The 22,050-nt window shown below is 71.1% G+C and carries 21 protein-coding genes; 10 read left to right on the top strand and 11 right to left on the bottom strand.

Annotated elements, in window-relative coordinates; translation table 11 throughout:
- Positions 1-55 precede the first annotated feature (55 nt).
- The 4 genes from ACFWV8_RS14150 to ACFWV8_RS14135 all read left to right on the top strand — a co-directional run bounded on the left by ACFWV8_RS14150 (position 56) and on the right by ACFWV8_RS14135 (position 6,675).
- Positions 56-1,900 (top strand): hypothetical protein, encoded by a 1,845-nt coding sequence (locus ACFWV8_RS14150; RefSeq protein WP_384200833.1) that lies wholly within the window; start codon positions 56-58, stop codon positions 1,898-1,900.
- Between the two features lie 136 nt (positions 1,901-2,036).
- Complete coding sequence (locus tag ACFWV8_RS14145) at positions 2,037-2,864, top strand: nucleotidyltransferase domain-containing protein (protein WP_384200831.1); 828 nt, start codon at positions 2,037-2,039, stop codon at positions 2,862-2,864.
- A gap of 151 nt (positions 2,865-3,015) precedes the next feature.
- A complete protein-coding gene (locus tag ACFWV8_RS14140) occupies positions 3,016-5,073 on the top strand; it encodes a bifunctional aldolase/short-chain dehydrogenase (protein ID WP_384200829.1) in 2,058 nt (685 codons plus the stop codon).
- Positions 5,074-5,226: 153 nt separating this feature from the next.
- The gene (locus tag ACFWV8_RS14135) at positions 5,227-6,675 is read left to right on the top strand and encodes a rhamnulokinase family protein (RefSeq protein ID WP_384200988.1); all 1,449 of its coding nucleotides are present in this window, start codon (positions 5,227-5,229) and stop codon (positions 6,673-6,675) included.
- Positions 6,676-6,725: 50 nt separating this feature from the next.
- On the opposite strand, the gene ACFWV8_RS14130 is transcribed toward ACFWV8_RS14135, so the two are convergent.
- The gene (locus ACFWV8_RS14130; protein WP_384200827.1) at positions 6,726-7,463 is read right to left on the bottom strand and encodes a TetR/AcrR family transcriptional regulator; all 738 of its coding nucleotides are present in this window, start codon (positions 7,461-7,463) and stop codon (positions 6,726-6,728) included.
- Between the two features lie 97 nt (positions 7,464-7,560).
- Between ACFWV8_RS14130 and ACFWV8_RS14125 the strand changes: the two genes are divergently transcribed.
- On the top strand, positions 7,561-8,424 hold the full coding sequence (locus ACFWV8_RS14125) for an NAD(P)H-binding protein (protein ID WP_384200825.1): 864 nt from the start codon (positions 7,561-7,563) through the stop codon (positions 8,422-8,424).
- Positions 8,425-8,445: 21 nt separating this feature from the next.
- Here the strand turns inward: ACFWV8_RS14125 and ACFWV8_RS14120 are convergent, their stop codons facing one another.
- The gene (locus ACFWV8_RS14120; RefSeq protein ID WP_384200823.1) at positions 8,446-9,249 is read right to left on the bottom strand and encodes a metallophosphoesterase; all 804 of its coding nucleotides are present in this window, start codon (positions 9,247-9,249) and stop codon (positions 8,446-8,448) included.
- A gap of 505 nt (positions 9,250-9,754) precedes the next feature.
- Between ACFWV8_RS14120 and ACFWV8_RS14115 the strand changes: the two genes are divergently transcribed.
- Positions 9,755-10,699 carry a TauD/TfdA dioxygenase family protein gene (locus ACFWV8_RS14115; RefSeq protein ID WP_384200986.1) on the top strand — a complete coding sequence of 315 codons (945 nt, stop codon included), beginning with the start codon at positions 9,755-9,757 and terminating at the stop codon, positions 10,697-10,699.
- Positions 10,700-10,772: 73 nt separating this feature from the next.
- Here ACFWV8_RS14115 and ACFWV8_RS14110 read toward each other — a convergent pair whose 3' ends face one another.
- A complete protein-coding gene (locus ACFWV8_RS14110) occupies positions 10,773-11,057 on the bottom strand; it encodes a hypothetical protein (RefSeq protein WP_329391761.1) in 285 nt (94 codons plus the stop codon).
- A gap of 160 nt (positions 11,058-11,217) precedes the next feature.
- Between ACFWV8_RS14110 and ACFWV8_RS14105 the strand changes: the two genes are divergently transcribed.
- Positions 11,218-12,414 carry a PP2C family protein-serine/threonine phosphatase gene (locus ACFWV8_RS14105; RefSeq protein ID WP_384200820.1) on the top strand — a complete coding sequence of 399 codons (1,197 nt, stop codon included), beginning with the start codon at positions 11,218-11,220 and terminating at the stop codon, positions 12,412-12,414.
- A 98-nt stretch (positions 12,415-12,512) separates the two neighbouring features.
- Here the strand turns inward: ACFWV8_RS14105 and ACFWV8_RS14100 are convergent, their stop codons facing one another.
- The 4 genes from ACFWV8_RS14100 to ACFWV8_RS14085 form a co-directional block, all read right to left on the bottom strand.
- Positions 12,513-13,433: a PRC and DUF2382 domain-containing protein gene (locus tag ACFWV8_RS14100; protein ID WP_384200818.1), complete on the bottom strand. Its 921-nt coding sequence runs from the start codon at positions 13,431-13,433 to the stop codon at positions 12,513-12,515.
- Positions 13,434-13,734: 301 nt separating this feature from the next.
- Positions 13,735-15,405, bottom strand: a complete 1,671-nt coding sequence (locus tag ACFWV8_RS14095; RefSeq protein ID WP_384200816.1) for a glycoside hydrolase family 13 protein — start codon at positions 15,403-15,405, stop codon at positions 13,735-13,737.
- Between the two features lie 350 nt (positions 15,406-15,755).
- Positions 15,756-16,400, bottom strand: a complete 645-nt coding sequence (locus ACFWV8_RS14090; RefSeq protein ID WP_384200984.1) for a GntR family transcriptional regulator — start codon at positions 16,398-16,400, stop codon at positions 15,756-15,758.
- 149 nt (positions 16,401-16,549) lie between these two features.
- Entirely contained in the window at positions 16,550-16,873 is a 324-nt protein-coding gene (locus ACFWV8_RS14085) for an L-rhamnose mutarotase (RefSeq protein ID WP_384200815.1), read from the bottom strand.
- A gap of 281 nt (positions 16,874-17,154) precedes the next feature.
- Between ACFWV8_RS14085 and ACFWV8_RS14080 the strand changes: the two genes are divergently transcribed.
- Positions 17,155-18,243 (top strand): mandelate racemase/muconate lactonizing enzyme family protein, encoded by a 1,089-nt coding sequence (locus ACFWV8_RS14080; RefSeq protein ID WP_384200813.1) that lies wholly within the window; start codon positions 17,155-17,157, stop codon positions 18,241-18,243.
- Here the strand turns inward: ACFWV8_RS14080 and ACFWV8_RS14075 are convergent, their stop codons facing one another.
- Positions 18,244-18,741 (bottom strand): hypothetical protein, encoded by a 498-nt coding sequence (locus tag ACFWV8_RS14075; RefSeq protein ID WP_384200810.1) that lies wholly within the window; start codon positions 18,739-18,741, stop codon positions 18,244-18,246. It lies immediately after the preceding gene.
- A gap of 210 nt (positions 18,742-18,951) precedes the next feature.
- Between ACFWV8_RS14075 and ACFWV8_RS14070 the strand changes: the two genes are divergently transcribed.
- Positions 18,952-19,296, top strand: a complete 345-nt coding sequence (locus ACFWV8_RS14070; protein WP_384200808.1) for a PRC-barrel domain containing protein — start codon at positions 18,952-18,954, stop codon at positions 19,294-19,296.
- A gap of 82 nt (positions 19,297-19,378) precedes the next feature.
- On the opposite strand, the gene ACFWV8_RS14065 is transcribed toward ACFWV8_RS14070, so the two are convergent.
- Positions 19,379-19,582 (bottom strand): cold-shock protein, encoded by a 204-nt coding sequence (locus tag ACFWV8_RS14065; RefSeq protein ID WP_023543681.1) that lies wholly within the window; start codon positions 19,580-19,582, stop codon positions 19,379-19,381.
- A 325-nt stretch (positions 19,583-19,907) separates the two neighbouring features.
- Here ACFWV8_RS14065 and ACFWV8_RS14060 point away from each other — a divergent pair, with 325 nt between their 5' ends.
- A complete protein-coding gene (locus tag ACFWV8_RS14060) occupies positions 19,908-20,672 on the top strand; it encodes a class I SAM-dependent methyltransferase (RefSeq protein WP_384200806.1) in 765 nt (254 codons plus the stop codon).
- Positions 20,673-20,682: 10 nt separating this feature from the next.
- On the opposite strand, the gene ACFWV8_RS14055 is transcribed toward ACFWV8_RS14060, so the two are convergent.
- The gene (locus ACFWV8_RS14055; protein ID WP_384200804.1) at positions 20,683-21,312 is read right to left on the bottom strand and encodes a DUF6629 family protein; all 630 of its coding nucleotides are present in this window, start codon (positions 21,310-21,312) and stop codon (positions 20,683-20,685) included.
- A gap of 168 nt (positions 21,313-21,480) precedes the next feature.
- Positions 21,481-21,927, bottom strand: coding sequence for a hypothetical protein (locus tag ACFWV8_RS14050; protein ID WP_384200802.1), 447 nt, complete (start codon positions 21,925-21,927; stop codon positions 21,481-21,483).
- Positions 21,928-22,050 lie beyond the last annotated feature (123 nt).

Genomic DNA, 22,050 nt, shown 5'->3' with positions numbered 1-22,050 from the left:
GTTCACTGTATGAAGTAGCAGTGGGAGACTGCGGCACAACACCACAGGGGGGCACATGGCCACGGGCAGAGACAGTGACGAGAGAGGTACGGGCGGGGGCTCGGGCTCCGAAGCGGGCAACGACCCGGATACCTCGGCCACGGGTGCCGGCGAACCCAGCGACGCCGTACCGCCGTCGGAACCGGCGCAGCCGCTGACACCACCACCGCCGGCCTCACCGCCCCCGACGCGACCCGACCAGCCCCCGGTGACACCGCCGCCACCGGCCCAGCCGCCCACCTTCGGCTTTCCGCCGCCCGCCGCTCCTCCCCAGCCGGTCGGGCCGCCACCCGCTTCCGGTCATGTCGCCGCCGTCGCGCTCCTCAACCTGACCGGCCTCGGGCTCGGTTACGTCCTGATCCGCGACTGGCTCCGGGTCGGACTCAGCCTGGCCGCGACCGCGCTGTTCCTGCTGCTCGTGCTGCCCGCCGACACCAACGGCGCACCCGGACCGCTTGTCGCGCTGTACGCCCTGGTGCTGATCGCCGCGGCCGTCGACGGCGCGCGGCGCGCCCGAGTCCCCGTCGCACGGCCCCCGTTGGTGCTCCCCGCTCTGCGACCCGCCGTGGCCGTCGCCGTGGCCCTGGTCCTGCTCGTCATACCCGTGGGCGGGGCCGTCGCCTACGACGCGGCGCAGGACGAGGCCGTCGAGCGGATGCTGCTCGACCGGCTCGCCGTGGCCGACAAGAAGGTCGAGGCGACGCGCGAGGGCAGCGGCACCAGCAAGGACAAGAGCGTGGGCTTCACCGCCGCCCTCACGGTCTACCGCGAACTCGGCGAGAACGAGGGGGATTCGAGGGCGGGCAAGCTCGTGCCGAAGCGGCTCACCACCTTCTACAACGCCGTGTCCGTCCCCTACACGGAGAAGAACTACTGCGACGCCGTCGACGCCCTCAACTACCTGCGTGAGGTGCCCGATTCGATCGACGCCGACCTGCTCGGCGAGCTGGCCAAATGGCCCGACCAGCCGCTGGCCACCTCGCTCCTGGAGTGCGGGAAGCTGGGACTGGCGTCGAGCAAGCCGGTCTCCGACCGGGGTGACCTGGCCGAACTCATCTCGCTCTTCCCTGAGTCGGAGCAGGCGGCGGCGGTGAAGCCGGCCGTGACCGCCGCGATCAAGGACCGCTCCGGGAAGCTGGGCGGAACCGAACCCTGCTCGACCACCACCGAGTTGGAGAGCATCTCCACGATGGTCGGCACCTTCGAGACGGACACGGCAGCGCTCAAGAAGACCGCGGCGTCGGCCGTGGAGTCGGGGACGTACGCCTGCGGTGTCGACCAGTTCAAGGACAAGGACTTCGAACTCGCCCTGGAGACGCTGACCTCGTTCAGGTCCACCTACAAGGACAGTTCACGCAGGGACAGGGCGCGGGACATCGCCATCGCCGCCGAGATCGCCACGGAACGCGGCGCGGCGGGAGACCGTCTGCCGCCCGCGAACGCGCCGGGCGGTCCCCGGCTCGAAGTGGTGATCAGCAACGACGCGTCGGACGCGGTGGAGATCCTCTACACGGGGCCCGTGACGGGCACGGTCAAGATCAAGGCGTGCGGCGGCTGTGTGAACTACTCCAGCTACGACGCCGTGGACAGCGCCTGCAAGGACTCCGGCAAGAACTACCCGAGGAAGACGCTGCGACTGCCCGTGGGTGACTACCACTTCCTCCTGAAGCACTCCGGGGACGCGGCGGACGACGTCACGAGCACGACGGACGGGATGTCGATCGATCCCGGCTACTCGTACACGTACTGCAGCTATGTCGTCGAGACCGACCCGTTGGGCTCCATCCCGCCGCTCGTCCCCGACCTCCCCGACCTGCCGGACATTCCGCTGCCGCCGCTGGAGCCGCTGCTGTCCAGGTAGGACGTGCTCGCCTAGGATCTCCGGCATGGGTATGACCTGAGCACACGAACGTGGTCCGAGACCACGCCCCGGCCGCCCGGCAGCCGCCGGGCCGCGTTCGTGTGCCGTCACCCGGACCCAGGAGAGACCTTCCCTCATGCGTTACGTATCGCCCTCCCCCGTCCTGAACCACCGCGTAGAGCTGCTGCGTGAACTCGCCGAGGCCGAACCGCGCCTGGAGGGTGTGCTGTTGTACGGGTCGTGGACCCTCGGGGAGTCGGACGCGCACTCCGACATCGACGCGTATCTGTTCGTACGGGACGCGGACGCGGAGACCTTCGACGGACGGGAGTTCGTCGGGCGGCTGGCCCCGCTGAAGCTGGCCCACACCAATATGCACGGCATCCTCGCCGTTGTCTTCAAGGACCTGATGCGCGGGGAGTTCCATGTCGACGCGGCGGGGACCGGCATCGATCTGATCTCCTCCTGGGAGGGGGCGGTGCATCTTCCCGACCCCGAGTCCGCCGTCCTGCTCGACCGCGGCGGGCGGCTGACCGCCGCGGCCCGGCGGCTCGCCGAATTCCGCCCGCCGGAGCCGGTGGCCACGGCGCAGGAGCTCTGCGACGAGCTCGCCAACTGGACGCTGATGCTGGCGCATGTGGCCGCGCGGGGCGAGACCGCCCGCGCGTACAACCTGCTGCATGCCGTCGTCTCACCGCTCCAGCTGAAGCTGTGCCGGCTGCTGCGCGGCTCCACGGCGCACTGGCTGACGCCGAGCCGCGCGCTGGAGCGGGACCTGCCGGAGGCCGACCGCGCACGTCATCTCCGCACGACCGGCGCGGCGCGACCGGCCGAACTGCGGTCGGCGGCGGTGGAGAGCTGGCGGTGGAGCCGAGACCTGGCGTCCGAGGCCTCGGCGCGCTGGGGGACCGTGCTGCCGCTTCAACTGCACGACGAGATCGCGGAGTTGCTGGCCAAGGGCTGACGGAAGCGGGCGGCGTCTGACCTGGAACGGTTCAGTCCGCGCGGCAGGGGTTCTCTGAGGACTCACCCCACCTTGACATGCGTCGGCGGCGCCGCCTACCTTCTCAATGAATCGATTCATTCATCGATCTGGGATCGAAGGAAGCCTCTTGATGACGCCCTCCCCCGAAGCCGGTCAGCCCCTGCCCGCCGCCGAACTCCTGGCGCGTTCCCACCGTCTGGGCGCGGACCCGCGCAACACCAACTACGCGGGCGGCAACACCTCCGCCAAGGGCCTGGCCCCCGATCCGGTGAGCGGCGCCGACACGGAACTGATGTGGGTGAAGGGCTCCGGCGGGGATCTGGGCACCCTCACCGGGCCGGGGCTCGCGGTGCTCCGGCTCGACCGGCTGCGCGCGCTCGCCGAGGTGTATCCGGGCGTGGAGCGCGAGGACGAGATGGTCGCAGCCCTCGACTACTGCCTTCACGGCAAGGGCGGCGCGGCTCCCTCCATCGACACCGCCATGCACGGTCTGGTGGACGCCGCACATGTCGATCATCTGCACCCCGACTCCGGCATCGCGCTCGCCTGCGCGGCCGACGGCGAGGCTCTGACGGCGGAGTGCTTCGGCGACCGGGTGGTGTGGGTGCCCTGGCGCCGTCCCGGCTTCCAACTCGGCCTGGACATAGCCGAGATGAAGCGGGCCAACCCGCGGGCGATCGGCTGTGTGCTCGGCGGCCACGGCATTACCGCGTGGGGCGACACCTCGCGGGAGTGCGAGGAGAACTCGCTGAGCATCATCCGCGAGGCCGAGGAGTTCCTCGTGAAGCGAGCGGGGCCGGAGCCGTTCGGCCCCCTCCTGGAGGGATACGGGGCGTTGCCCGACGACGAACGGCGGGCCCGCGCTGCGGAGTTGGCCCCGCTGCTGCGCGGACTGGCCTCCATGGACCGGGCCCAGGTGGGTCACTTCACCGACAGCGCGCCGGTGCTGGACTTCCTGGCCCGCGCGGAACACCCGCGGCTCGCGGCCCTCGGCACCTCCTGCCCGGACCACTTCCTGCGGACGAAGGTCCGGCCGCTGGTTCTCGATCTGCCGGCTTCCGCGCCGCTCGACGAGGTGACGGCCCGGTTCGCGCGGCTGCACGAGGAGTACCGCGCGGAGTATGCCGCCTACTACGACCGGCACGCCGACGCCGACTCGCCGGCGATGCGGGGCGCCGACCCGGCGATTGTGCTGGTGCCGGGCGTAGGGATGTTCTCGTACGGCAAGGACAAGCAGACGGCGCGGGTGGCCGGCGAGTTCTATCTCAACGCGATCAATGTGATGCGGGGTGCCGAGGGCGTCTCCTCGTACGCGCCGATCGACGAGGCGGAGAAGTTCCGTATCGAGTACTGGGCGCTGGAGGAGGCGAAACTCCGGCGGATGCCGGCTCCGAAGCCGCTGGCGGCCCGGGTCGCGCTGGTGACCGGCGGCGGGTCGGGCATCGGGAAGGCCATCGCGCACCGGCTGGTGGCGGAGGGCGCGTGCGTCGTGGTCGCCGACGTGAACGCGGCGGGCGCGGCGGAGGTCGCAGGCGAACTGGGCGGCCCGGACCGGGCGTTGGCGGTCACCGTCGACGTGACGGACGAGGAGGCCATCGCCGCCGCCTTCCGCGAGGCCGCGCTCGCCTTCGGCGGGGTGGACCTGGTCGTCAACAACGCCGGCATCTCGATCTCGAAGCCGCTTCTGGAGACGACCGCCCGGGACTGGGACCTCCAGCACGACATCATGGCGCGCGGCTCGTTCCTGGTCTCACGGGAGGCGGCGCGCGTGATGACCCGTCAGGGGCTCGGCGGGGACATCGTCTACATCGCCTCGAAGAACGCGGTGTTCGCGGGTCCCAACAACATCGCCTACTCGGCGACGAAGGCCGACCAGGCTCATCAAGTGCGGCTGCTCGCGGCGGAGTTGGGTGAGCACGGGATCCGGGTCAACGGGGTGAACCCGGACGGGGTGGTGCGCGGGTCCGGGATCTTCGCGGCGGGCTGGGGGGCGCGGCGGGCCGCCGTGTACGGGGTGCCGGAGGAGAAGCTGGGCGAGTTCTACGCCGGGCGGACGCTGCTCAAGCGTGAGGTGCTGCCGGAGCATGTGGCGAACGCGGTGTTCGCCCTGACGGGCGGCGACCTGACGCATACGACCGGGCTGCACATTCCCGTCGACGCGGGTGTCGCCGCGGCGTTCCTGCGGTGAGGCGCTGAGAGGGAGTTGGAGGGCACCGCCGTGTCGTACGGCAGCGAAGCACAGGGGCCGGAAGGGCGGGCGGCGGAGGAGCGGGCCGCCGCCCCGGGCGCGGACGACCCGGTCTTCGTCGCCGTCGACCTCGGCGCCACCAGTGGGCGGGTGATGGCGGGGCGCGTGGGTGGGTCCGGCGGGTCCGGCCGGCCTGGCAGGTCCGATCGGGGGGCGGTGGACCTCATCGAGGTCCACCGCTTCCCGAACCGGCCGGTGCGGCTGCCGGGCAGCCTGCGGTGGGACGTGCTCTCGCTCTTCCAGGGAGTGCTCGACGGTCTCGGCCGCGCGGCCCGTACATACGGCGGCATCGCCTCGGTCGGTATCGACAGCTGGGCGGTGGACTACGGACTGCTGGACGCGGACGGCCAGTTGCTCGGCAATCCGTACCACTACCGGGACACCCGTACCGAGGGGGTCGGTGAGCGGGTCTGGGAGACGGTCCCTGCACGGGAGCTGTACCGGATCACCGGGTTGCAGCATCTGCCGTTCAACACGGTGTTCCAGCTCGCCGCGGCCTCCGGGAGCGCTCAACTGGCGGCGGCCAGAAAGCTGTTGATGATTCCCGATCTGCTGACGCACTGGCTCACGGGCAGTGTCGGGTCGGAGGCCACGAACGCGTCCACCACGGGCCTGTTCGACGCGCGCGCGGGTGACTGGTCGCACGAGCTGATGGGCCGGCTGGGCATCGACCGGAGCCTGTTCCCGGCCATCCGGCGGCCGGGGGACGCGGCGGGGACGCTGCTGCCCTATGTGGCGGCCGAGACCGGGCTGCCGGAGTCAACTCCGGTCACGGCCGTGGCCTCGCACGACACGGCTTCGGCCGTGGCCGCCGTCCCCGCGACCGGGCCTGGCTTCGCGTACGTGTCGTGCGGTACGTGGTCACTGGCCGGTCTTGAACTGACCGAGCCGGTGGTCACGGAGGCTTCCAGGGCCGCGAACTTCACCAACGAGCTGGGGCTGGACGGCAGTTACCGATTCCTGCGCAATGTGATGGGGCTGTGGCTGCTGTCGGAGAGCCTGCGTACCTGGGGGGAGCGTGGGCTGCCCGCCGATCTGGCGCCGCTGATGGAGGGGGCGGCCCGGTCGCGGCCGTTCGCCGCGCTGGTCGACCCGGACGATCCGTCGTTCCTCACCCCGGGTGACATGCCGGCGCGTATCGCCGCGTACTGCGCCCGCACGGGCCAGCAGCCGCCCACCGACCGGGCGGCGACGGTCCGTTGTGTCCTGGAGAGTCTCGCGCTGGCGCACCGCGCGACGCTGCGCGCGGCGGCCGATCTCTCGGGCACCGACATCCGCGTGGTGCATCTGGTGGGTGGCGGCAGCCGTAACGAACTGCTCTGCCAACTGACCTCGGACGCGACGGGGTTGCCGGTGGTGGCGGGCCCGGCCGAGGCCACCGCGCTCGGCAACGTCCTCGTCCAGGCACGCGCCCAGGGCCTCGTCGGAGACCGCGCGGACATGCGCCGCCTGGTGGCCCGAACGCAACGGCTGCGCCGGTACGAGCCACGCGGCGACGCGCGGGCGTGGTCGGCGGCTGCGGCGCGGATCGGACTCGACTGAGCGGACCCGGCTGAAAGGGCCCGGTTGAACGGGCCCGGCCGGGTGCGGGATCAGCTTTCGACGGCCCGGTCCAGCCACTCGGACAGCAGCGCGCGCTCGATGTCGGTCAGCTTCGGCAGCCGGGGCACGACGGTCCGGAACGCGACGGCGGCCGCCGTCGTGCTGTCCCCGGTGGACGCGGGAGCAGGCTCGGCGGCCGGCTCGGGCCCGGCGGGCCGGGTGAGGATCGACCGCGTCACCATGTCGTACATCGCGTCGGCGAGGCCGGGGTCCCGCTCCTGCGGCGGCATGGCGAGCAGGGTCAGTACGGCGCCGGTGCCCGCGGCGTGGACGAGTTCCACGGCGCGGTGCTCGGCGACGCGGAGCCGGCCGGTCGCCGCGACTCGGCGTACTCGTGCGCGCAGGACCTCCAGCCCCGCGGACGTCGCCGGTGAGCGGGAGGCGCGGCCGGGAGCGACGAGCAGGCCGAACAGTGCGGCGTTGGCCAGGCCGAAGCCGATGTGCACGTCCCACCCCGCCCGCAGATCCGCGACGGGGTCGTCGCTGTCGTCGGCGAGCGCCTTCCCCGCGACGTAGGCGGCGAAGACATGCTCGGCGACGGCATCGAGCAGGCCGTCCTTGTCGCCGAACAGCCGGTAGATCGTCGGCGCCTGTACGCCGGCGGCCTGGGCGACACCACGGGTGGTGACGGCGGCCGGACCCTGTTCGCGCAGGAGCCGCGCCGCGACCTCCACGAGGTTCGCGCGCGTCTCGCTTCTGCCGGTCCCGCCCTGCTTCGTCTCCACCATGTGTTCAACGATAACGCATACACGTTATCGATGTACTATCGTCGGAATCACCATCCCGATTCCATCGATAACAATGGCGACGACGTAAGGACACATCATGATCATCATCACCGGCGCCACCGGCCGACTCGGCTCCAAGGTCGTCCAGCGGCTGCTCGACCGGATCCCCGGGGAGGAGGTCGGCGTCAGCGTGCGCGAGCCGGACCGCGCCGCCGGCCTCGTCGCACATGGTGTTCGCGTGCGACGCGGCGACTTCACCGACCCCGGCTCTCTCGCCGACGCGTTCGAGGGCGCCACACAGGTGCTCATCGTCTCGGCGGGCGTGACCGGCGACGCGGCCATCGCCCGGCACACCGCGGCGATCGACGCCGCCCGCGCGGCCGGGGCGAAGCGCGTCCTGTACACCAGCCACCAGGGTGCCGCCCCCGATTCGCTGTTCGCGCCGATGCCCGACCACGCCGCGACCGAGCGGTACCTGGCGGCGACGGGCACGCCTTTCACGTCGCTGCGGAACGGGTATTACGCGAGCACCGTCCCGCTCCTCCTGGGCCAGGCACTCGAAACGGGCGAACTCGTCGCACCCGCCGACGGGCCGGTGTCATGGACCACGCACGACGACCTCGCCGAGGCGACGGCGGCCATCCTCACGGACGAAGGCCGGTTCGACGGCGCGACCCCGCCACTGACCGCGCCGGAGGCACTCGACCTCGAAGACATCGCCGGCGTCCTCACCGAACTCACCGGCCGCACCGTCCGCCGTGTCGTCGCTGACGACGAGGAATGGATGGCGGGCCTGATCGGGCACGGCGTACCCGAGGACCGGGCGAACCTGCTGCTGGGCATGTTCCACGCGTCGCGGCGCGGTGAATTCGCCACCACCGGGCCGGTGTTGACGGACCTGCTCGGTCGCGACGCCACGCCGATGCGCTCCTTCCTCGCGGAAACCGTCACCCCGCGCTGAGCGTCGCGGCGGGACACGCTCTCAGTAGCCGGCGAGCGGGGCCGCCGCGTGGCTGACGGGCACGGTGTGGGTGACCCATGACGTGCCCGCGAGCAGGTGAAGGAGGAAGGACGTCGGCTCGGGCAGGTAGCCGGGAACGCCTTCGCGCAGGGCCAGTCCGCTCTGGAGATGGGTGCTCGGGGCGACAGCGAGGGTGCTGTTGGCGTACGCGGTCGTGACCGGGCGGTGGACATGGCCCGCGAGCACGCGAGCCACGTTCGCGTGCCGTACGAGCACCTCGGCGAGCGCGTCGCCGTCGGCCAGCCGCATCGCGTCCAGGAAGGGAATGCCGACCGGCACCGGCGGGTGGTGCAGACACACGAACGCCGGAACGTCCGGCCTGCGGGCCAGGACCTCGTCGAGCCAGGCGAGTTGGCCCGCGCCGAGACGTCCGCCGCCTTCGCCATGCACGGAGGAGTCGAGGGCCGCGACGGTGAGCCGGGGCAACTCGGCCGCGTAGTACGCCTGGTGGGCCCCGCCCATCAGCGCGGTCCCGCCGAACTCGTCGAGCAGTGCGGCGGGTTCGTCGTGATTGCCCGTCACCAGGAAGAGCGGCAGCGGGAAGCGTCCGATCACCTCGCGCAGGACCGCGTACTCGTCCGGCGCTCCGCGCTCCACCAGATCCCCGGTGATCACCACACAGTCCGGCCGTGGGTCGAGTACGAGCACCCGGCCGAGTGCCCGGCTCAGCCCCTCGGCCGGTGCACCACCCCGCGGGCCGGTCCTGAGGTGCGGGTCACTTAGGGTCTGTCGTTCGGATCTTGCCGGGCTCGCGAGCCCTGGCACGCACGCCCGCCGCGTTGTCGTCGGTCGCCAACGCTCCGCGTTGACTCCCTCCTCCGCCTTGCGACCGCACGCACCAGACCCCGCTCCCTCATCCGGCCTGATCCAAACGACAGACCCTGGCTGTGCGACGGAGAGGGCCATACCCACACCCTGCCCGTGCCCGGCGGAGCCCACCGGCCGTTCCGCTTATGTCGCCGGGACAATGGCTGAGGTACGGTGCCTGTCATGGGTCCGTACTCGAACTACCGTGCAGTGGAGCCGCGTCACAGCGGTCCCCGCGGTGAGTGCGCGCCTCGCGGCCTCAGCTTTCTGCTGCGCCGCGGCCGGGTGGGATCCCCGCCCGCCTGTCGCTGTCGCTGTCGCTGACCTTCGGTAGCGCCCGCCCCCGTACCGTCACGGTCCTGACGGCCGCTGCCCGGACGGACCCGCCACCCGCGCCCCCGCGCCGCCGCGGGCCGTCCTCCCTCCCCACCGGTTCGTACTCCCGAGGAGCCTCGTGACCACTATCGCCCCCGTATCCGCGTCCAACGCTTCGGTCGTTCCCGCCCTCCGGCATCCCCATGTCCCCGCCGGCGGACTGTACGAGGGGCACCGGGAGCTGCGCCGTGTTCCCGAGGGCTGGGAGGACCGGCCGTACGGACTCTTCGAGCTCGTCCCGCAGTCCGCGACGATCGGCGCCGAGATCCGGGGCCTTGATCTGTCGGTCCCGCCGTCGCCCGCGCTGCGGGGCGAGCTCAACCGGGCCCTCCTGGAGTGGAAGGTCCTCTTCTTCCGCGGGCAGCGTCTGACCTCCGACGCGCAGCGCGCTTTCGCCCTCGCCTGGGGCGAGTTGGAGACCAATCCGCTGGTGGCGACGGCCGGGGGCGCGAAGGACGTGGCGCGCTTCGACCGTACGGCCGTCCCGAGCTTCGAGAACGTGTGGCACACGGACGTCACGTTCCGGGAGCGGCCCGCGATGGGCGCCGTCCTGCAGCTGCGTGAGGTGCCGCCCGCCGGGGGAGACACCCTGTGGGCCGACATGGCGGTGGCGTACGACAATCTGCCGCGCGACGTGAGGGACCGTATCGACGGCGCCCGTGCCGTTCACGACTTCGTGCCGGGCTTCGCGCGGTACTCCCCCGCCGAGCATCTGGCCCGGTTCCAGGACGTCTTCCCGCCGGTGGAGCACCCGGTGGTGCGTACGCATCCGGAGACGGGCCGGCGGATGCTGTTCGTCAACACGTCGTTCACCACCCGGATCGTGGGGCTCCCGCAGGAGGAGAGCGACCGTCTGCTGCGGCTGCTCTTCCAGCAGGCGCATGTGCCGGAGTACCAGGTCAGGTTCCGCTGGCAGGCGGGCGACATCGCCTTCTGGGACAACCGCGCCACCCAGCACTACGCGGTCGCCGACTACGGCACGCACCGGCGGATCGCCGAACGGGTCGCCATCGCGGGCGACCGCCCGTACTGATCCGCCTCGCGTCCGATCGCTGCCCACCGCCCGCCGCGCGCCGCCCGAGGTGTTCCGCCGGCTACGGCGACCGCTACGGCTTCTCCGTGAGACCGGCGATGCGCTCGCGGTAGGCGGCGATCTCGCGATCGGTGAGGGCGAGGCGGCCGGGCCCGGCTTCGTTGGCGGCCAGGAAGGGCGCCTGCTCCATCGCGCGGTACAGCGGGCCCGGCAGATTGAGCAGGAGCTGGCCCTGCTCGGCCGTCTCGATCACCATCCACGAGTTGCGGTCGGCGGCGCCTTCGCCGACGACGTTCGGCTCGATGGTGCTGGCGGCGATGACGGTCAGGACAGGGGGAATCGGTGTCTCTTCGCTCATGCCCCCTCCCTATCAGGGCGGCTCCGGCGCTGCCCAGCGATCGTGGCGCGTCCCCCCTGACACAGCCCGTCCGGCCGTCCGGCCGTGGGTACGGCCGCATGCACCGACCGGGTCCGATTTGCGATGCTGGTAGGAGCCTGCCGATGAGGAGGCGGTCGCCATGCCGAGTGAGAACACGGGCCGGGACCCCGGTGAGCAGCTCTTCGAAGAGTTTCTCGCCGAGACGCACGCCGCGGCCCCGACGGAACTGCCGGAACTGGTGAACCGCTGTGCCACGGCGCTGGGAATCGACCGGATCGTGGTCTATCTGGTCGACATCCAGCAGCGGCACCTCGTCCCGCTCACCGAGGGGATGCCCAGTCTCGACGTGGACTCCACGCTGGGCGGGCAGACGTATCGCTCCCTCGACCTGCGGATGGAGGAGTCGGACGGCCGGGGTCTCACCGCCTGGCTGCCCCTGATCGACGGGGCGGAACGCCTCGGCGTGCTCGGTGTGAGCGCGCCCGCCATCGACGCGGTACGCCTGCGCCGCTGCCGGATGATCGCGGCCGTGCTGGCCATGGCGATCACGTCGAAGCGGTCGTACAGCGACAGCCTGGTGCGGCGGTCCCGCACCGAGCGGATGGAGCTGCCGGCCGAGATGCTGCGCGCCTTCCTGCCCCCGCGGACCATCGGCAACGCCGACGCGTTGTCGACGGCGGTGCTGGAACCCGCGTACGAGGTCGGCGGCGACGCCTACGACCACTCGCTGACCCGGACGAGCCTGCATGTCGACATCTTCGACTCGATGGGCCACGACCTGGCGGCGGGCCTGACCACGGCCGTCGCGCTGGCGGGCTGCCGGGCCGCCCGGAGGGACGGCGGGGATCTGCTGGAACTAGTGGACACCGTCGATCAGGCGCTCGCGCGCTGGCTGCCCGACCAGTACTGCACCGGGATCGTCACCCAGCTGGATCTCGCGGGCGGTCTGTTCCGGTGGTGCAACTGCGGGCATCCTTCCCCGCTGCTGATCCGGGGACGCCGGGTGCTCCATGGTGAGCTGGACCGTGCCCCCCAGCCGCCGATGGGACTGCGGGTGAGGTTCTGCGAGACCCTCCGGACGATCCACGAAATGCAACTGGAGCCCGGGGACCGGGTGTTGCTCTACACGGACGGCGTCGTGGAGTCGCGGCTGAGCGACCGTACGGAGTTCGGACTCGAGCGTTTCACGGACTCCATCATCCGGGCGACGGCGGCCGGCGAGCTGGCTCCCGAGGCGCTGCGGCGGCTCATCCACTCGATTCTGGACGCGAGTGACAACCGGCTGCGTGACGACGCGACGCTGCTGCTGGTCGAATGGCGCCCGCCGGGCGCCTGAGAGCCCCTTCGCGGGGCAGAACGCGGCGCGGGTCCACCCGGACAACCGGTGGGCCCACGCCGTGCGGTTCTTCCTGTGGCGGTCCTGGGGTCTGCCGCTCAGTGGCTGGGGCCCCGGCCGCCGCCGCGTCCCCGCTCGTCCTGCCCGGGGGCGTCGAACTCGACCTGCTCCTTGCGGACGTCGGCCGACACTTCCTTCTGCTCGGTGACCTTCTCGGTCTCCATCCGCACGCGCTCCACCGGCACGGCCTCCTTGCGGACGATCGCCTCCTCGGCGTGCAGGATCACCTCGGCCTCGGCGTTGCCCATGGGCGAGCGGCCGATGTTGCGGTCGCCCGGGTTGATGGGCTCGCGCACGATACGGACCTCCTCGTGGGTGACCGGCACGGTGGTGGTGACGTTCTCGGTCACCACGACCTTCCGGAGCCGCGCCCGGCCCGACTCGTGCTCCTCGGTACCGACCCGCAGACGCTCCTCCGAACGCACCATTTCGTCTTCGCCGCCACCGGTGGCACCGGCGGTGGCGGCCTCGGAGGTCTCCGTACGACCGGTGGTCCCGGCCTGGGGGGTGGGCTCGGTGCGGCCCTGGTCCGCTTCGCTCCTGGATTCGCCACTCATGGTGTCCTCCCCGCCCCTGCCTTCCGTGGCCGCGGTTCCGGGTGCCTGGGTCATGCCCGGAGTCCCGCTGCGCCCGCTGGGACGGGCGAGGCCGTAGTGGTCGTACAGCTCCTGCTCCTGGGCGACGTCGAGATGCTCGTCGGCGTCCATCCGGGGGGCGTCCTTGACCAGTTCCTTCGCGTGCGGGATCTGGAGACCGCTCTCGTCACGGGTCGCGCCGGCCAGCGGCACGAAGGACTCCTTCATGCCGAACATGCCGGTCTTGACGGTCACCCACTCGGCGCGGCCCGTCTGGTTGTCGAGGTACGCCTGCTCGACACTGCCTATCTTCTCCCCGGTGGCGTCGTAGGCCGTCAGACCCGTGAGTTCACCCACGTGGTGGAAGACATCGTCGGCTGCCATCAGTGATCACTCCTTGGCGGCGAGCCGGCGGGGTCCGGTATCCCCGCGCGTCGGCTGACTCGCGTATTTCCATGCGGCACCTGCTGACGGCGGGCGGCAACCAGGGAAAACGCCCCTCTGACCCGTCCGGGGGACAAAGGGGCGTCGGACGCGCCCTGCTGGGCTCGAAGCAGATCGCCGCGCGGGTTCAGCCATTCGGGTGACACCCGCCGGGGAGCGCCCGGATGTGCTCACGCGTTGTACGGATACGACGACGGAAAGGAGCCGGATGATACCGACGGGGACGATACCGACGAATTGATCAGCCGCCTGTCGCCGCTGTCCACACGGCGGTGTCCGGGGCGATCACGCCCTCCTCCAGGCTGTCGCTGGCGAGCAGCACCTCGCCGTCCGGCAGCGGGAGAGAGCGTGCGGAGAGGTTGATCCGGCATTCGAACCGGCCCTTGCGGAAGGCCAGTTCGCCCTCGCGTGCGGGCAGCCAGCCGAACGACTCGTCGCCACGGAAGCGGGTGCGTATGGACAGTGCCGTGCGGTACAGCTCAAGGAAGGAGTCGGGCCGCCCGGTCTGGGCCTCAACGGCGTGGTCGCCCCAGCCCTCCGGCTGGGGGAGCCAGCTGCCGCCGGGCCCGAAGCCGTGGCTGCTGCCCGTGCGGGTCCACGGGATGGGGATACGGCAGCCGTCGCGGCCCTTGGTGGTGCGTCCGGTCCGCTCCCACATGGGGTCGCGCAGCGCGTCGAGGGGCAGGTCGGAGACCTCGGGGAGGCCGAGTTCCTCGCCCTGGTAGAGGTAGGCGCTGCCCGGGAGGGCGAGGGTCAGGAGCGCGGCGGCCCTGGCCCTGCGGTGGCCGAGCGCGTCGTCCGGGGCGGGGTCGTTGCCGCCGCCGGACAGCCAGGCGCGGTAGTCGATGCCCTGGGGAAGGGAGTAGCGGGTGCGGTGGCGTACGACATCGTGGTTGGAGAGCACCCAGGTGGGCAGGGTGCCGACCGCGCGGGCGCCGGTGAGGGAGGTGTCGATGACCGTCCTGAACTCCTCGGCGTCCCAGGGACAGCGCAGATGGAAGAAGTTGAACGCCTGATGGAGCTCGTCGGGGCGGGTGTAGAGGGGCAGCCGGGACGCGCTGACTCCCGCTTCGGCGACGGTGATACGGGGAGGTGCGTAGGAGTCGATGATCTTGCGCCAGGTCCGGTATATGTCGTGGACCTCGTCACGGTCCCAGAAGGGATGGTTCTCACCTTCGGGCGGGGAGTTCAGGGAGGCCGAGTCGCGTCCGCCGGTGTCCCGCAGGGGTTCCACGAGGTCCTTGCGCAGGCCGTGGGCCACGTCGATACGGAAGCCGTCCGCGCCGAGGTCGAGCCAGAAGCGGAGGATGCCCTCGAAGTCGGCGAGGACGTCGGGGTTCTCCCAGTTCAGGTCGGGCTGCTCGGCGGAGAAGATGTGCATGTACCACTGGCCGTCCGGTACCCGTGTCCAGGCGCCGCCGCCGAACTTCGACTTCCAGTCGGCGGGCGGCAGGCTCCCGTCCGGGCCCCGCCCCTCGCGGAAGATGAAGCGGTCCCTCGCCGGTGAGCCCGGGGGTGACGCGAGCGCCTCCACGAACCAGGGGTGCTGGTCGGAGCAGTGGTTGGGCACGACATCGACGATGACCTTGAGACCGAGGCCGTGGGCGCGCCGCACGAGGCCGCGGAAGTCGTCGAGGGTGCCGTGGCGCGGGTCGACGCCCCGGTAGTCGGAGACGTCGTAGCCCGCGTCGGTCCAGGGCGAGGGGTAGAACGGGGTGAGCCAGAGGGCGTCGACGCCGAGACCGGCGAGGTGGTCGAGCCGGTCCGTGATCCCGCGGAGGTCGCCGATCCCGTCGCCGTCCGCGTCGGCGAAGCTCGGGACGTACACCTGGTAGACGACGGCTTCGCGCCACCAGTCGGGGGCGGGCCGGGACAGATGGCCGCCAGGGGTGTCGAGGGTGTTCGGGATCACGGGTGCCTCTCGTGCATGTCTTCGGGCCGGTGGTGCCAGTGGCGCGGGCGGTGCCGGTGGTGCCTGGTGCGTAAGTGATGCGTGCGACGGGTGGTGTCTCGTACGGGGACAGCCTGTCACCGGCGGGCGTCAGGCTGAAGGGCGGACTTTCGATGGTTACGGAAGGGACGTCCGGCGGAGCTCACGGACGTCGTCCCGGGGATCCGGGCCCGCCACCGGGCCGGCCGCGACCTCGGGGAGTTCCGGCGGATGGCCGAGCGTGCGGGCGACGCTGCCCCGGCTCCGCCGTACAGAGCGAGCGTACACACCGGCTTCCGCCAGTCCCTCTCGGTGCGGTCCGGGGCGGGCCGTCAGGCGTCCGGGCCCCGGCGGGTGCGCTGACGCTCCAGGCTGCGGCGCAGGTGATCCGTCATGGCCTCCGCCGCCCGGTCCGGGTTGCGGCGCAGGATCGCGCGCAGGATGCGGTCGTGCTCCGCGAGGGTCAGCGGGCCGGCGCCCGGGATGCCGCTGAGGCGGAAGATGTGCAGATGCGAGTGGAGCCGTTCCACCGCGTCGGCCAGCAGTGAGCGGCCCGCCGCGCGCGCGATCGTGTCGTGGAAGCGCTGGTCGGCGGCGGCGAACTCGCGGTAGACGACATACCGATCGCCGGATCCCGGCCGGCCCCGCATCTCCTCCACCAGATTCTCGATGGCGTCGAGCTGCTCCTCGTCCGCGTTCACGGCGGCCAGGGCGGTCGCTCTCGGCTCCAGCAGCAGACGCATCTCGAACAGTTCCTCAAGGCCCTGCGGGGTGAGGAGCTCGGTCGCCCGGTAGCCGGCGAGCGAGCGCTTCGTGACGAGCCCGTCGGACTCCAGTCGCGCCAGCGCCTCGCGTACGGGTGTGGGTGACACCTCCAGCGTCCGGGCCAGGGATTCGATGCCGACACGGGCACCCGGCTCGATCTCGTGGTCCATGACCATCGCCTTGATGGCCTCGTACACGCTGTCGGCCAGCACCTGGCGCGGCGGTCGCGGGGCACCGGTGTCCTCCGTGCCCTCTGTCCGGCCGGAAATCGTGTCCGACAAGGTCAGGTCTCCTCATGCCGCGCGAGCTGTCCCCCATATCCTATAGGGCTGGCCTCCACCGGGTCCGGAGTTCGACAGGGCTACTCCATGAGGAAGACCTGCTCCATGCGGGTCCACCAGTCGTCCGGCCCCGCCTCGGGGACCGGCTCCTGGCAGGGATCGGTCAGCTTCCACCACTCCTGTGTCGCCTCGTCGGCGGCCATCGCCGCGAGATCGGCCGCCAGATCGTCACCGTGGTACTCGAAGTAGGCGAAGAGCCGGTCGCCCAGCAGGTGGATCGAGTAGTTGGCGATCCGGCAGGCCCGCAGCCTGGCGAGTACGGGCTCCGGCACCGCCAGGTGAAGCTCCCGGTACTCCTCCAGCTTCTCCGGCCGCACCCTGATCACCTGTGCGATGCGCTGCATCAGCCCTCCACCACCGTCCGCCGCGGGAATCTCTGCCAGCGAGAACCTATAGGAACACCCTCACGCAGAGAAGCCCAGGAACCCGGGAAATTCCCGCTGCACAACGGTTGACGTGCGGCCGCGGCACATGACTAACCTCCAGATGCTTCAGATTTCCTATAGGAAAATTCGGCTGCCTCTGGAGGCGTCATGGCCGCTCCCCCGCCCGTCGCGACCGCTTCCTGAAGACCAGACGCGGCCACGCGCGACCACGCGCGACCGATGACGAAAGAAGCATCTCCATGAGCAGGATCAAGAGCGTCGACTGCGCGCTCGTCTTCATCGAGCCCGAGACGCTGCGTACGGACGCCAGCCAGACGTTCGTACGCCAGGAGACCGTCCTCGTCACGATCGAGACGGACGACGGTCTGCGCGGCACCGGCTACTCCTACACGATCGGCACCGGCGGCAGCTCCGTCCTCGCCCTGCTGCGCGACCACCTCGCCGGCACGTTGCCGGGCACCGACGCCCGTAACGTCGAGGCGGTCTGGGCGCGCATGCTCGCCTCGACCCGCGCGACCGCGTTCGGCGCGCTGACCTCACTGGCGCTGGCCGCAGTCGACACGGCCCTGTGGGATCTGCGGTGTCTGCGCGCGGGTGAACCGCTGTGGCGCCTGGCCGGTGGCGCGCACGAGCGGCTGCCCGTGTACGACACCGAGGGCGGCTGGCTCCATCTGCCCGCCGGGGAACTGGTCGAGAACGCCAAGGCCGCCCAGGCCGCCGGGCTGCGCGGTGTGAAGCTCAAGGTCGGCAGGCCGAGCGCCGTCGAGGACGCCGAACGGCTCGCCGCCGTACGGGAGGCGACCGGGCCCGCCTTCGAGATCATGGTCGACGCCAACCGCTCACTGACCGGGGCCGACGCGATCCGCCGGGCGCGTACCTTCGAACCGCTGGACATCGTCTGGTTCGAGGAGCCGCTGCCCGCAGAGGACGTCGCCGGCCATGTACGGCTCGCCCGCTCGACCACCGTCCCCGTCGCCGTGGGCGAATCGATCTACAGCGTGGGCCACTTCGCCGAGTACCTGTCGGCCGGGGCGGCGGGCATCGTGCAGGTCGATGTCGCCAGGGTCGGCGGCATCACGCCCTGGCTGAAGGTCGCGCACGCCGCCGAGGCATTCAACATCCCGGTCGCCCCGCACTTTCTGATGGAGCTTCACACGAGCCTGGCGTGTGCCGTTCCCGCCGGGATGTATGTGGAGCACATACCGCAGCTCGGCGCCATCACCCGTAGCGCGATGGTGATCGAGGACGGCTGCGTCGTGCCGCCCGAGACCCCCGGTCTCGGCATCGAGTGGGACGAGGACGCGATCGAGGATCTGCGCGTCGCCTGATCAGTCCGCCGCCGGGGCCGGGGCATCGGCGGCGTCCGGTCCCGCGTGGGAGTAGAAGACGGACTTCTTCTGCTTGGTGCGGTGGGCCCCTGACTTGGCGACGAGCTGTTCCAGCGCGTTCCGTACGACATTGATGTCGGAGTTGCGCGCCGGGTGGTCCGCGGCCAGTTCGGCGGCGACCTCCGCGGCCGAGCGCGGCTCACCGTGCGCGGCCAGCAGTGTGCCCACCAACTGGGCGAGACTGGGCTGCTTCGCCGTACGCGGCCCCGGCACTCTCACGCTCGGCGCGGCGTCGGGGCTTGCGCCGTCGGTGAACACCCGGCGCACGCCGAGCAGCAGGACGCGGTCCCGCTCCAGTGTCTCCAACTGGCCCTGAAGCGACTCGATCTCACCACGGAGGCGTTCCCGCTCCGCCACATTGCTTTCCAGGTCGGCGGCGACCTGGGCCTCGTACCGCGACTGGACGCTCGTGAACTCGGTGACGGCAGTGCCGGACATGAATGGCTCACTTCCTCTGTATGACGTCTGGGTGGCGCCCCCGGTTGCCCGTGATGGTACTTCTGCCGGCGTGTCCGCGCCGGAGCCGACCGTCAGGTAACACCTTGCTGAACCATGCGTGGTTGCTGGGTGGGCACGAGGGGCAAGTGCACTTTGAGCGGTGATCCCGCCGCGACAGTCGAAACGAGAGTGAGGGCCGGGATGGGTGACATGTGGGTATTCGCTGTCGAGTCGGGCCATGTGCCGGGTATGGACCTCACCGGTTACAGCGTCCATGCGACCGACGGAACGGTGGGCAGTGTGGACAGACAGTCCGAGGGCTCACCGTTCGAGCACCTGGTGGTGGACACCGGGATGTGGGTCTTCGGAAAGAGTCTGGTCATTCCCGCGGGGCTGGTGACCTCGATCGATCCGGCCGCGCGGGTGGTTCGCGTCGGCTGTACGAAGGCGACCGTCAAGGGGGCTCCGGTGTTCGAGCGCGATCACGACACCAGAGACCCGGCGTATCTCGGTGGCCTGAGCACCTATTACACCTCGCTGGTCACCACTTCCTGACACCTCGTCACGCACCGGTGCCCCGGCAGGACGCTGCCGGGGCACCGGCGGACACGGAGGTGTGTCCTTGGGCGAGGTGTCCTCAGGCGGGGACGATGTTCTCCGCCTGGGGGCCCTTCTGACCCTGCGTGACCTCGAAGGTCACCTTCTGGCCCTCCTGGAGCTCACGGAAGCCCTGGGTGGCGATGTTGGAGTAGTGGGCGAAGACGTCGGGGCCTCCACCGTCCTGCTCGATGAATCCGAAGCCTTTTTCCGAGTTGAACCACTTGACGGTACCGCTGGCCATGTGTCCTCCAAAGGACTCATAACGGTCCCCGCACCGTGCGGGAACCGGAGGTGATCGCCCTGGTCCTCAGAGACGTTGAACAGCCGAATCGCCCGCGACTGTGATCACGGGCGACAAAGTACTTCGGAACCACGACAGCTAAAACTGACGCTACACGTCTCCTCGCTTCCAGACCACAGAAACGATCAAGCGTGACGTCCGACAACACCCGCACAGGGCAGTGACGGCACGCCGCGAGCCGCATTATGTCCTCCGGGAGAGGGAAGCGTCCGTGAATGTCCCCTCCCCGCGGGGCGTGTCGAAACTGTCGGTAGGGTGAGAGGTGATGTTCACCCCACAGGGCCCGACCCTTCGCGAACTGACCGTGCAGGCGCTCTCGTCGACCGAGCGTGGCTACGACCTGCTCGCGCCGAAGTTCGACCTGACCCCGTTCCGTACCCCGGACGGCGTGCTGGACGCCGTGGCCGACGCCCTCGGGCCCCTCGGCCCCTTCCGCGCCGGGCTGGACATCTGCTGCGGCACCGGAGCCGGTGTGGACGTCCTGCGGGAGGTGTGCGTCGAGCGGGTCACCGGTGTCGACTTCAGCGCCGGCATGCTGGCCACCGCCAGGTCCGCCGTACTGCCCAACGGCGGGGCGGGCGGAGGCGGTTCGAGCGGGGGCGGTACCGGCGGGCCGGTCGTCGACTTCGTACGGGCCGACGCCCGCGCGCTCCCCTTCCGCGCCGCCTTCGACGTGGCGGTGAGTTTCGGCGCGTTCGGCCACTTCCTGCCGTCGGAGCGCCCCGCGCTCTTCACGCGGGTGCGTGAAGTCCTGCGGCCCGGGGGCGTCTTCGTCTTTCCGGTGCCCGCGCCGCCGCGCGTCGGTTCGCGGCTGTACTGGACGCTCTGGGGCTTCGACGCGGCGATGCGGGCGCGCAACGCGATGTGGCATCCGCCGTTCGTCATGTACTACCGCACCTTCCGGCTCGCCGACGTGGTGGACGAGTTGACCCGTACGGGCTTCGAGGTGGATCTCGTCGCGCTCGACCGCCTGGGGCGGCGGCCTGACGGCGGCCCGCGCTGTCGCATGGTGGTCGCGCACCGGCCGTGAGCCCCCGGCGTCACACCGCCGGGCCCGGGGCTGCCGGGCGCCGCCAGGCCCAGCGGAGCATGACGAGGGAGGCGAGCGCGGCGAAGGCGCACCAGGTCGAGACGAACTCCATCCGCCAGATCACCGCGCAGATCACCGCTCCGGCGGCGACGAGGACGCCGAGCAGCCGCACCGTCCGGTCGGCCGCCAGCAGCAGCGCTCCGATGGTCGCGAGAAGGTAGCCGGCCACGGCGATCTCCGGCTGCGGCAGATGGACGGCGTATCCGATGGTGTGGCCGCGGATGTCGGCCGTCACCTCCCGGGTGGCCAGGTAGTAGGAGAGCGCGCCCGAGGTGGCGACCCCGGAGGCGACGGGCACGGCCAGCCTGCGGCGGGAGCCCCGCGGCGAGGCGACCAGTACGGCCAGGGGGATCCAGATGGCCAGCAGGGGCATCGCGATGACGGCCCAGGCGGTGGTGGCGGGCCCCGCGCCGCCGCCGGAGTCCCATACGACGGACTCGACGATCTGGTGAGCGCCCAGGAGCAGGGGCAGCGCGGCGAGCGGCAGATCGCGGACCCGGCGTACGCGGGCGACGCAGACCGCTCCGATCGCGCTGATGAAGACACCCGCGGTGAGGTCGGCGGTCGCGCTCCAGCACATCGTGGCATCCAGGGACCGAAAGGGGCGGCGATGGTGTGATCACCGCATAACGGGTCCGATCGTACGGTTCCGGGGAGCGCCCGAGCGGGTGACACGGCTGTCAGGACCGGGCACGGAGGACCGGCGGCGGTCCGTCGGTTCTCCGTGGTGAAGCGGTGCCGCTGTGGGTCAGATCCGGCCTCCGGTGAGTTTGGAGAGGGGGCCTCGCGGTTTGGCGGTCCGCCGCCCGAGGGCGAACGCTCCGCCGGCCAGGCCGGCGACACCGGCGGCGGCTCCCGCCGCGATCGCCTTGCGGTGCTTGACGGCCGTCCACGCGGTGGTGGCTGTGGAGACCGCCTTGCCCGCCGTCGACACGACGGCCCGACGGCTGCTTTCCCAGCCGGCGGTGGCCGCGCGTTTCGTCGCATCGCCCGCCGACCGCACACCCGCTTCGGCGGACTTCTCGGCTGCCCGCACGGATGACTTGGCCTTCGAGGCCGCGAGCGCCGATTCGGTCCTGGCACGGCCGGCGGCGTCGCTGGTGGCCCGCCGCGCCTTGGCGGTGGCGGTCCTGCCCGCGCCGAGCTTCGCCGCCGTATCGTTCGCGTTCCTTTTCGCTTCGCTGTCCTCAGTCATGAGGTTCGTGTTGCCGCTCGACGCGGCCCGAAACACCGGGCCCGACCACGCGGTCCGTCCGCGCAGGCGCCGCCGCGACAGTCGCGTATGTCCGGCGAGAGGCGGACACTAGAAGGGAGGAGG

It is taken from the genome of Streptomyces sp. NPDC058665 (assembly GCF_042714995.1).
GTDB lineage: Bacteria > Actinomycetota > Actinomycetes > Streptomycetales > Streptomycetaceae > Streptomyces.
The sequence above is the reverse complement of the archived record's forward strand: the minus strand, read 5'-3'. Positions and strand labels throughout refer to the sequence as shown.

What these genes read in the sequence shown, in the direction of transcription:
- ACFWV8_RS14140 (WP_384200829.1), top strand. Translation starts at nt 3,016, where the DNA reads ATGACGCCCTCCCCCGAAGCCGGTCAGCCCCTGCCCGCCGCCGAACTC.
- ACFWV8_RS14080 (WP_384200813.1), top strand. Translation starts at nt 17,155, where the DNA reads ATGAGCAGGATCAAGAGCGTCGACTGCGCGCTCGTCTTCATCGAGCCC.
- ACFWV8_RS14100 (WP_384200818.1), bottom strand. Translation starts at nt 13,433, where the DNA reads ATGGCAGCCGACGATGTCTTCCACCACGTGGGTGAACTCACGGGTCTG.
- ACFWV8_RS14070 (WP_384200808.1), top strand. Translation starts at nt 18,952, where the DNA reads ATGTGGGTATTCGCTGTCGAGTCGGGCCATGTGCCGGGTATGGACCTC.
- ACFWV8_RS14130 (WP_384200827.1), bottom strand. Translation starts at nt 7,463, where the DNA reads ATGGTGGAGACGAAGCAGGGCGGGACCGGCAGAAGCGAGACGCGCGCG.
- ACFWV8_RS14085 (WP_384200815.1), bottom strand. Translation starts at nt 16,873, where the DNA reads ATGCAGCGCATCGCACAGGTGATCAGGGTGCGGCCGGAGAAGCTGGAG.
- ACFWV8_RS14150 (WP_384200833.1), top strand. Translation starts at nt 56, where the DNA reads ATGGCCACGGGCAGAGACAGTGACGAGAGAGGTACGGGCGGGGGCTCG.
- ACFWV8_RS14110 (WP_329391761.1), bottom strand. Translation starts at nt 11,057, where the DNA reads ATGAGCGAAGAGACACCGATTCCCCCTGTCCTGACCGTCATCGCCGCC.
- ACFWV8_RS14145 (WP_384200831.1), top strand. Translation starts at nt 2,037, where the DNA reads ATGCGTTACGTATCGCCCTCCCCCGTCCTGAACCACCGCGTAGAGCTG.
- ACFWV8_RS14065 (WP_023543681.1), bottom strand. Translation starts at nt 19,582, where the DNA reads ATGGCCAGCGGTACCGTCAAGTGGTTCAACTCGGAAAAAGGCTTCGGA.
- ACFWV8_RS14075 (WP_384200810.1), bottom strand. Translation starts at nt 18,741, where the DNA reads ATGTCCGGCACTGCCGTCACCGAGTTCACGAGCGTCCAGTCGCGGTAC.
- ACFWV8_RS14125 (WP_384200825.1), top strand. Translation starts at nt 7,561, where the DNA reads ATGATCATCATCACCGGCGCCACCGGCCGACTCGGCTCCAAGGTCGTC.
- ACFWV8_RS14135 (WP_384200988.1), top strand. Translation starts at nt 5,227, where the DNA reads ATGGCGGGGCGCGTGGGTGGGTCCGGCGGGTCCGGCCGGCCTGGCAGG.
- ACFWV8_RS14105 (WP_384200820.1), top strand. Translation starts at nt 11,218, where the DNA reads ATGCCGAGTGAGAACACGGGCCGGGACCCCGGTGAGCAGCTCTTCGAA.
- ACFWV8_RS14060 (WP_384200806.1), top strand. Translation starts at nt 19,908, where the DNA reads ATGTTCACCCCACAGGGCCCGACCCTTCGCGAACTGACCGTGCAGGCG.
- ACFWV8_RS14055 (WP_384200804.1), bottom strand. Translation starts at nt 21,312, where the DNA reads ATGTGCTGGAGCGCGACCGCCGACCTCACCGCGGGTGTCTTCATCAGC.
- ACFWV8_RS14050 (WP_384200802.1), bottom strand. Translation starts at nt 21,927, where the DNA reads ATGACTGAGGACAGCGAAGCGAAAAGGAACGCGAACGATACGGCGGCG.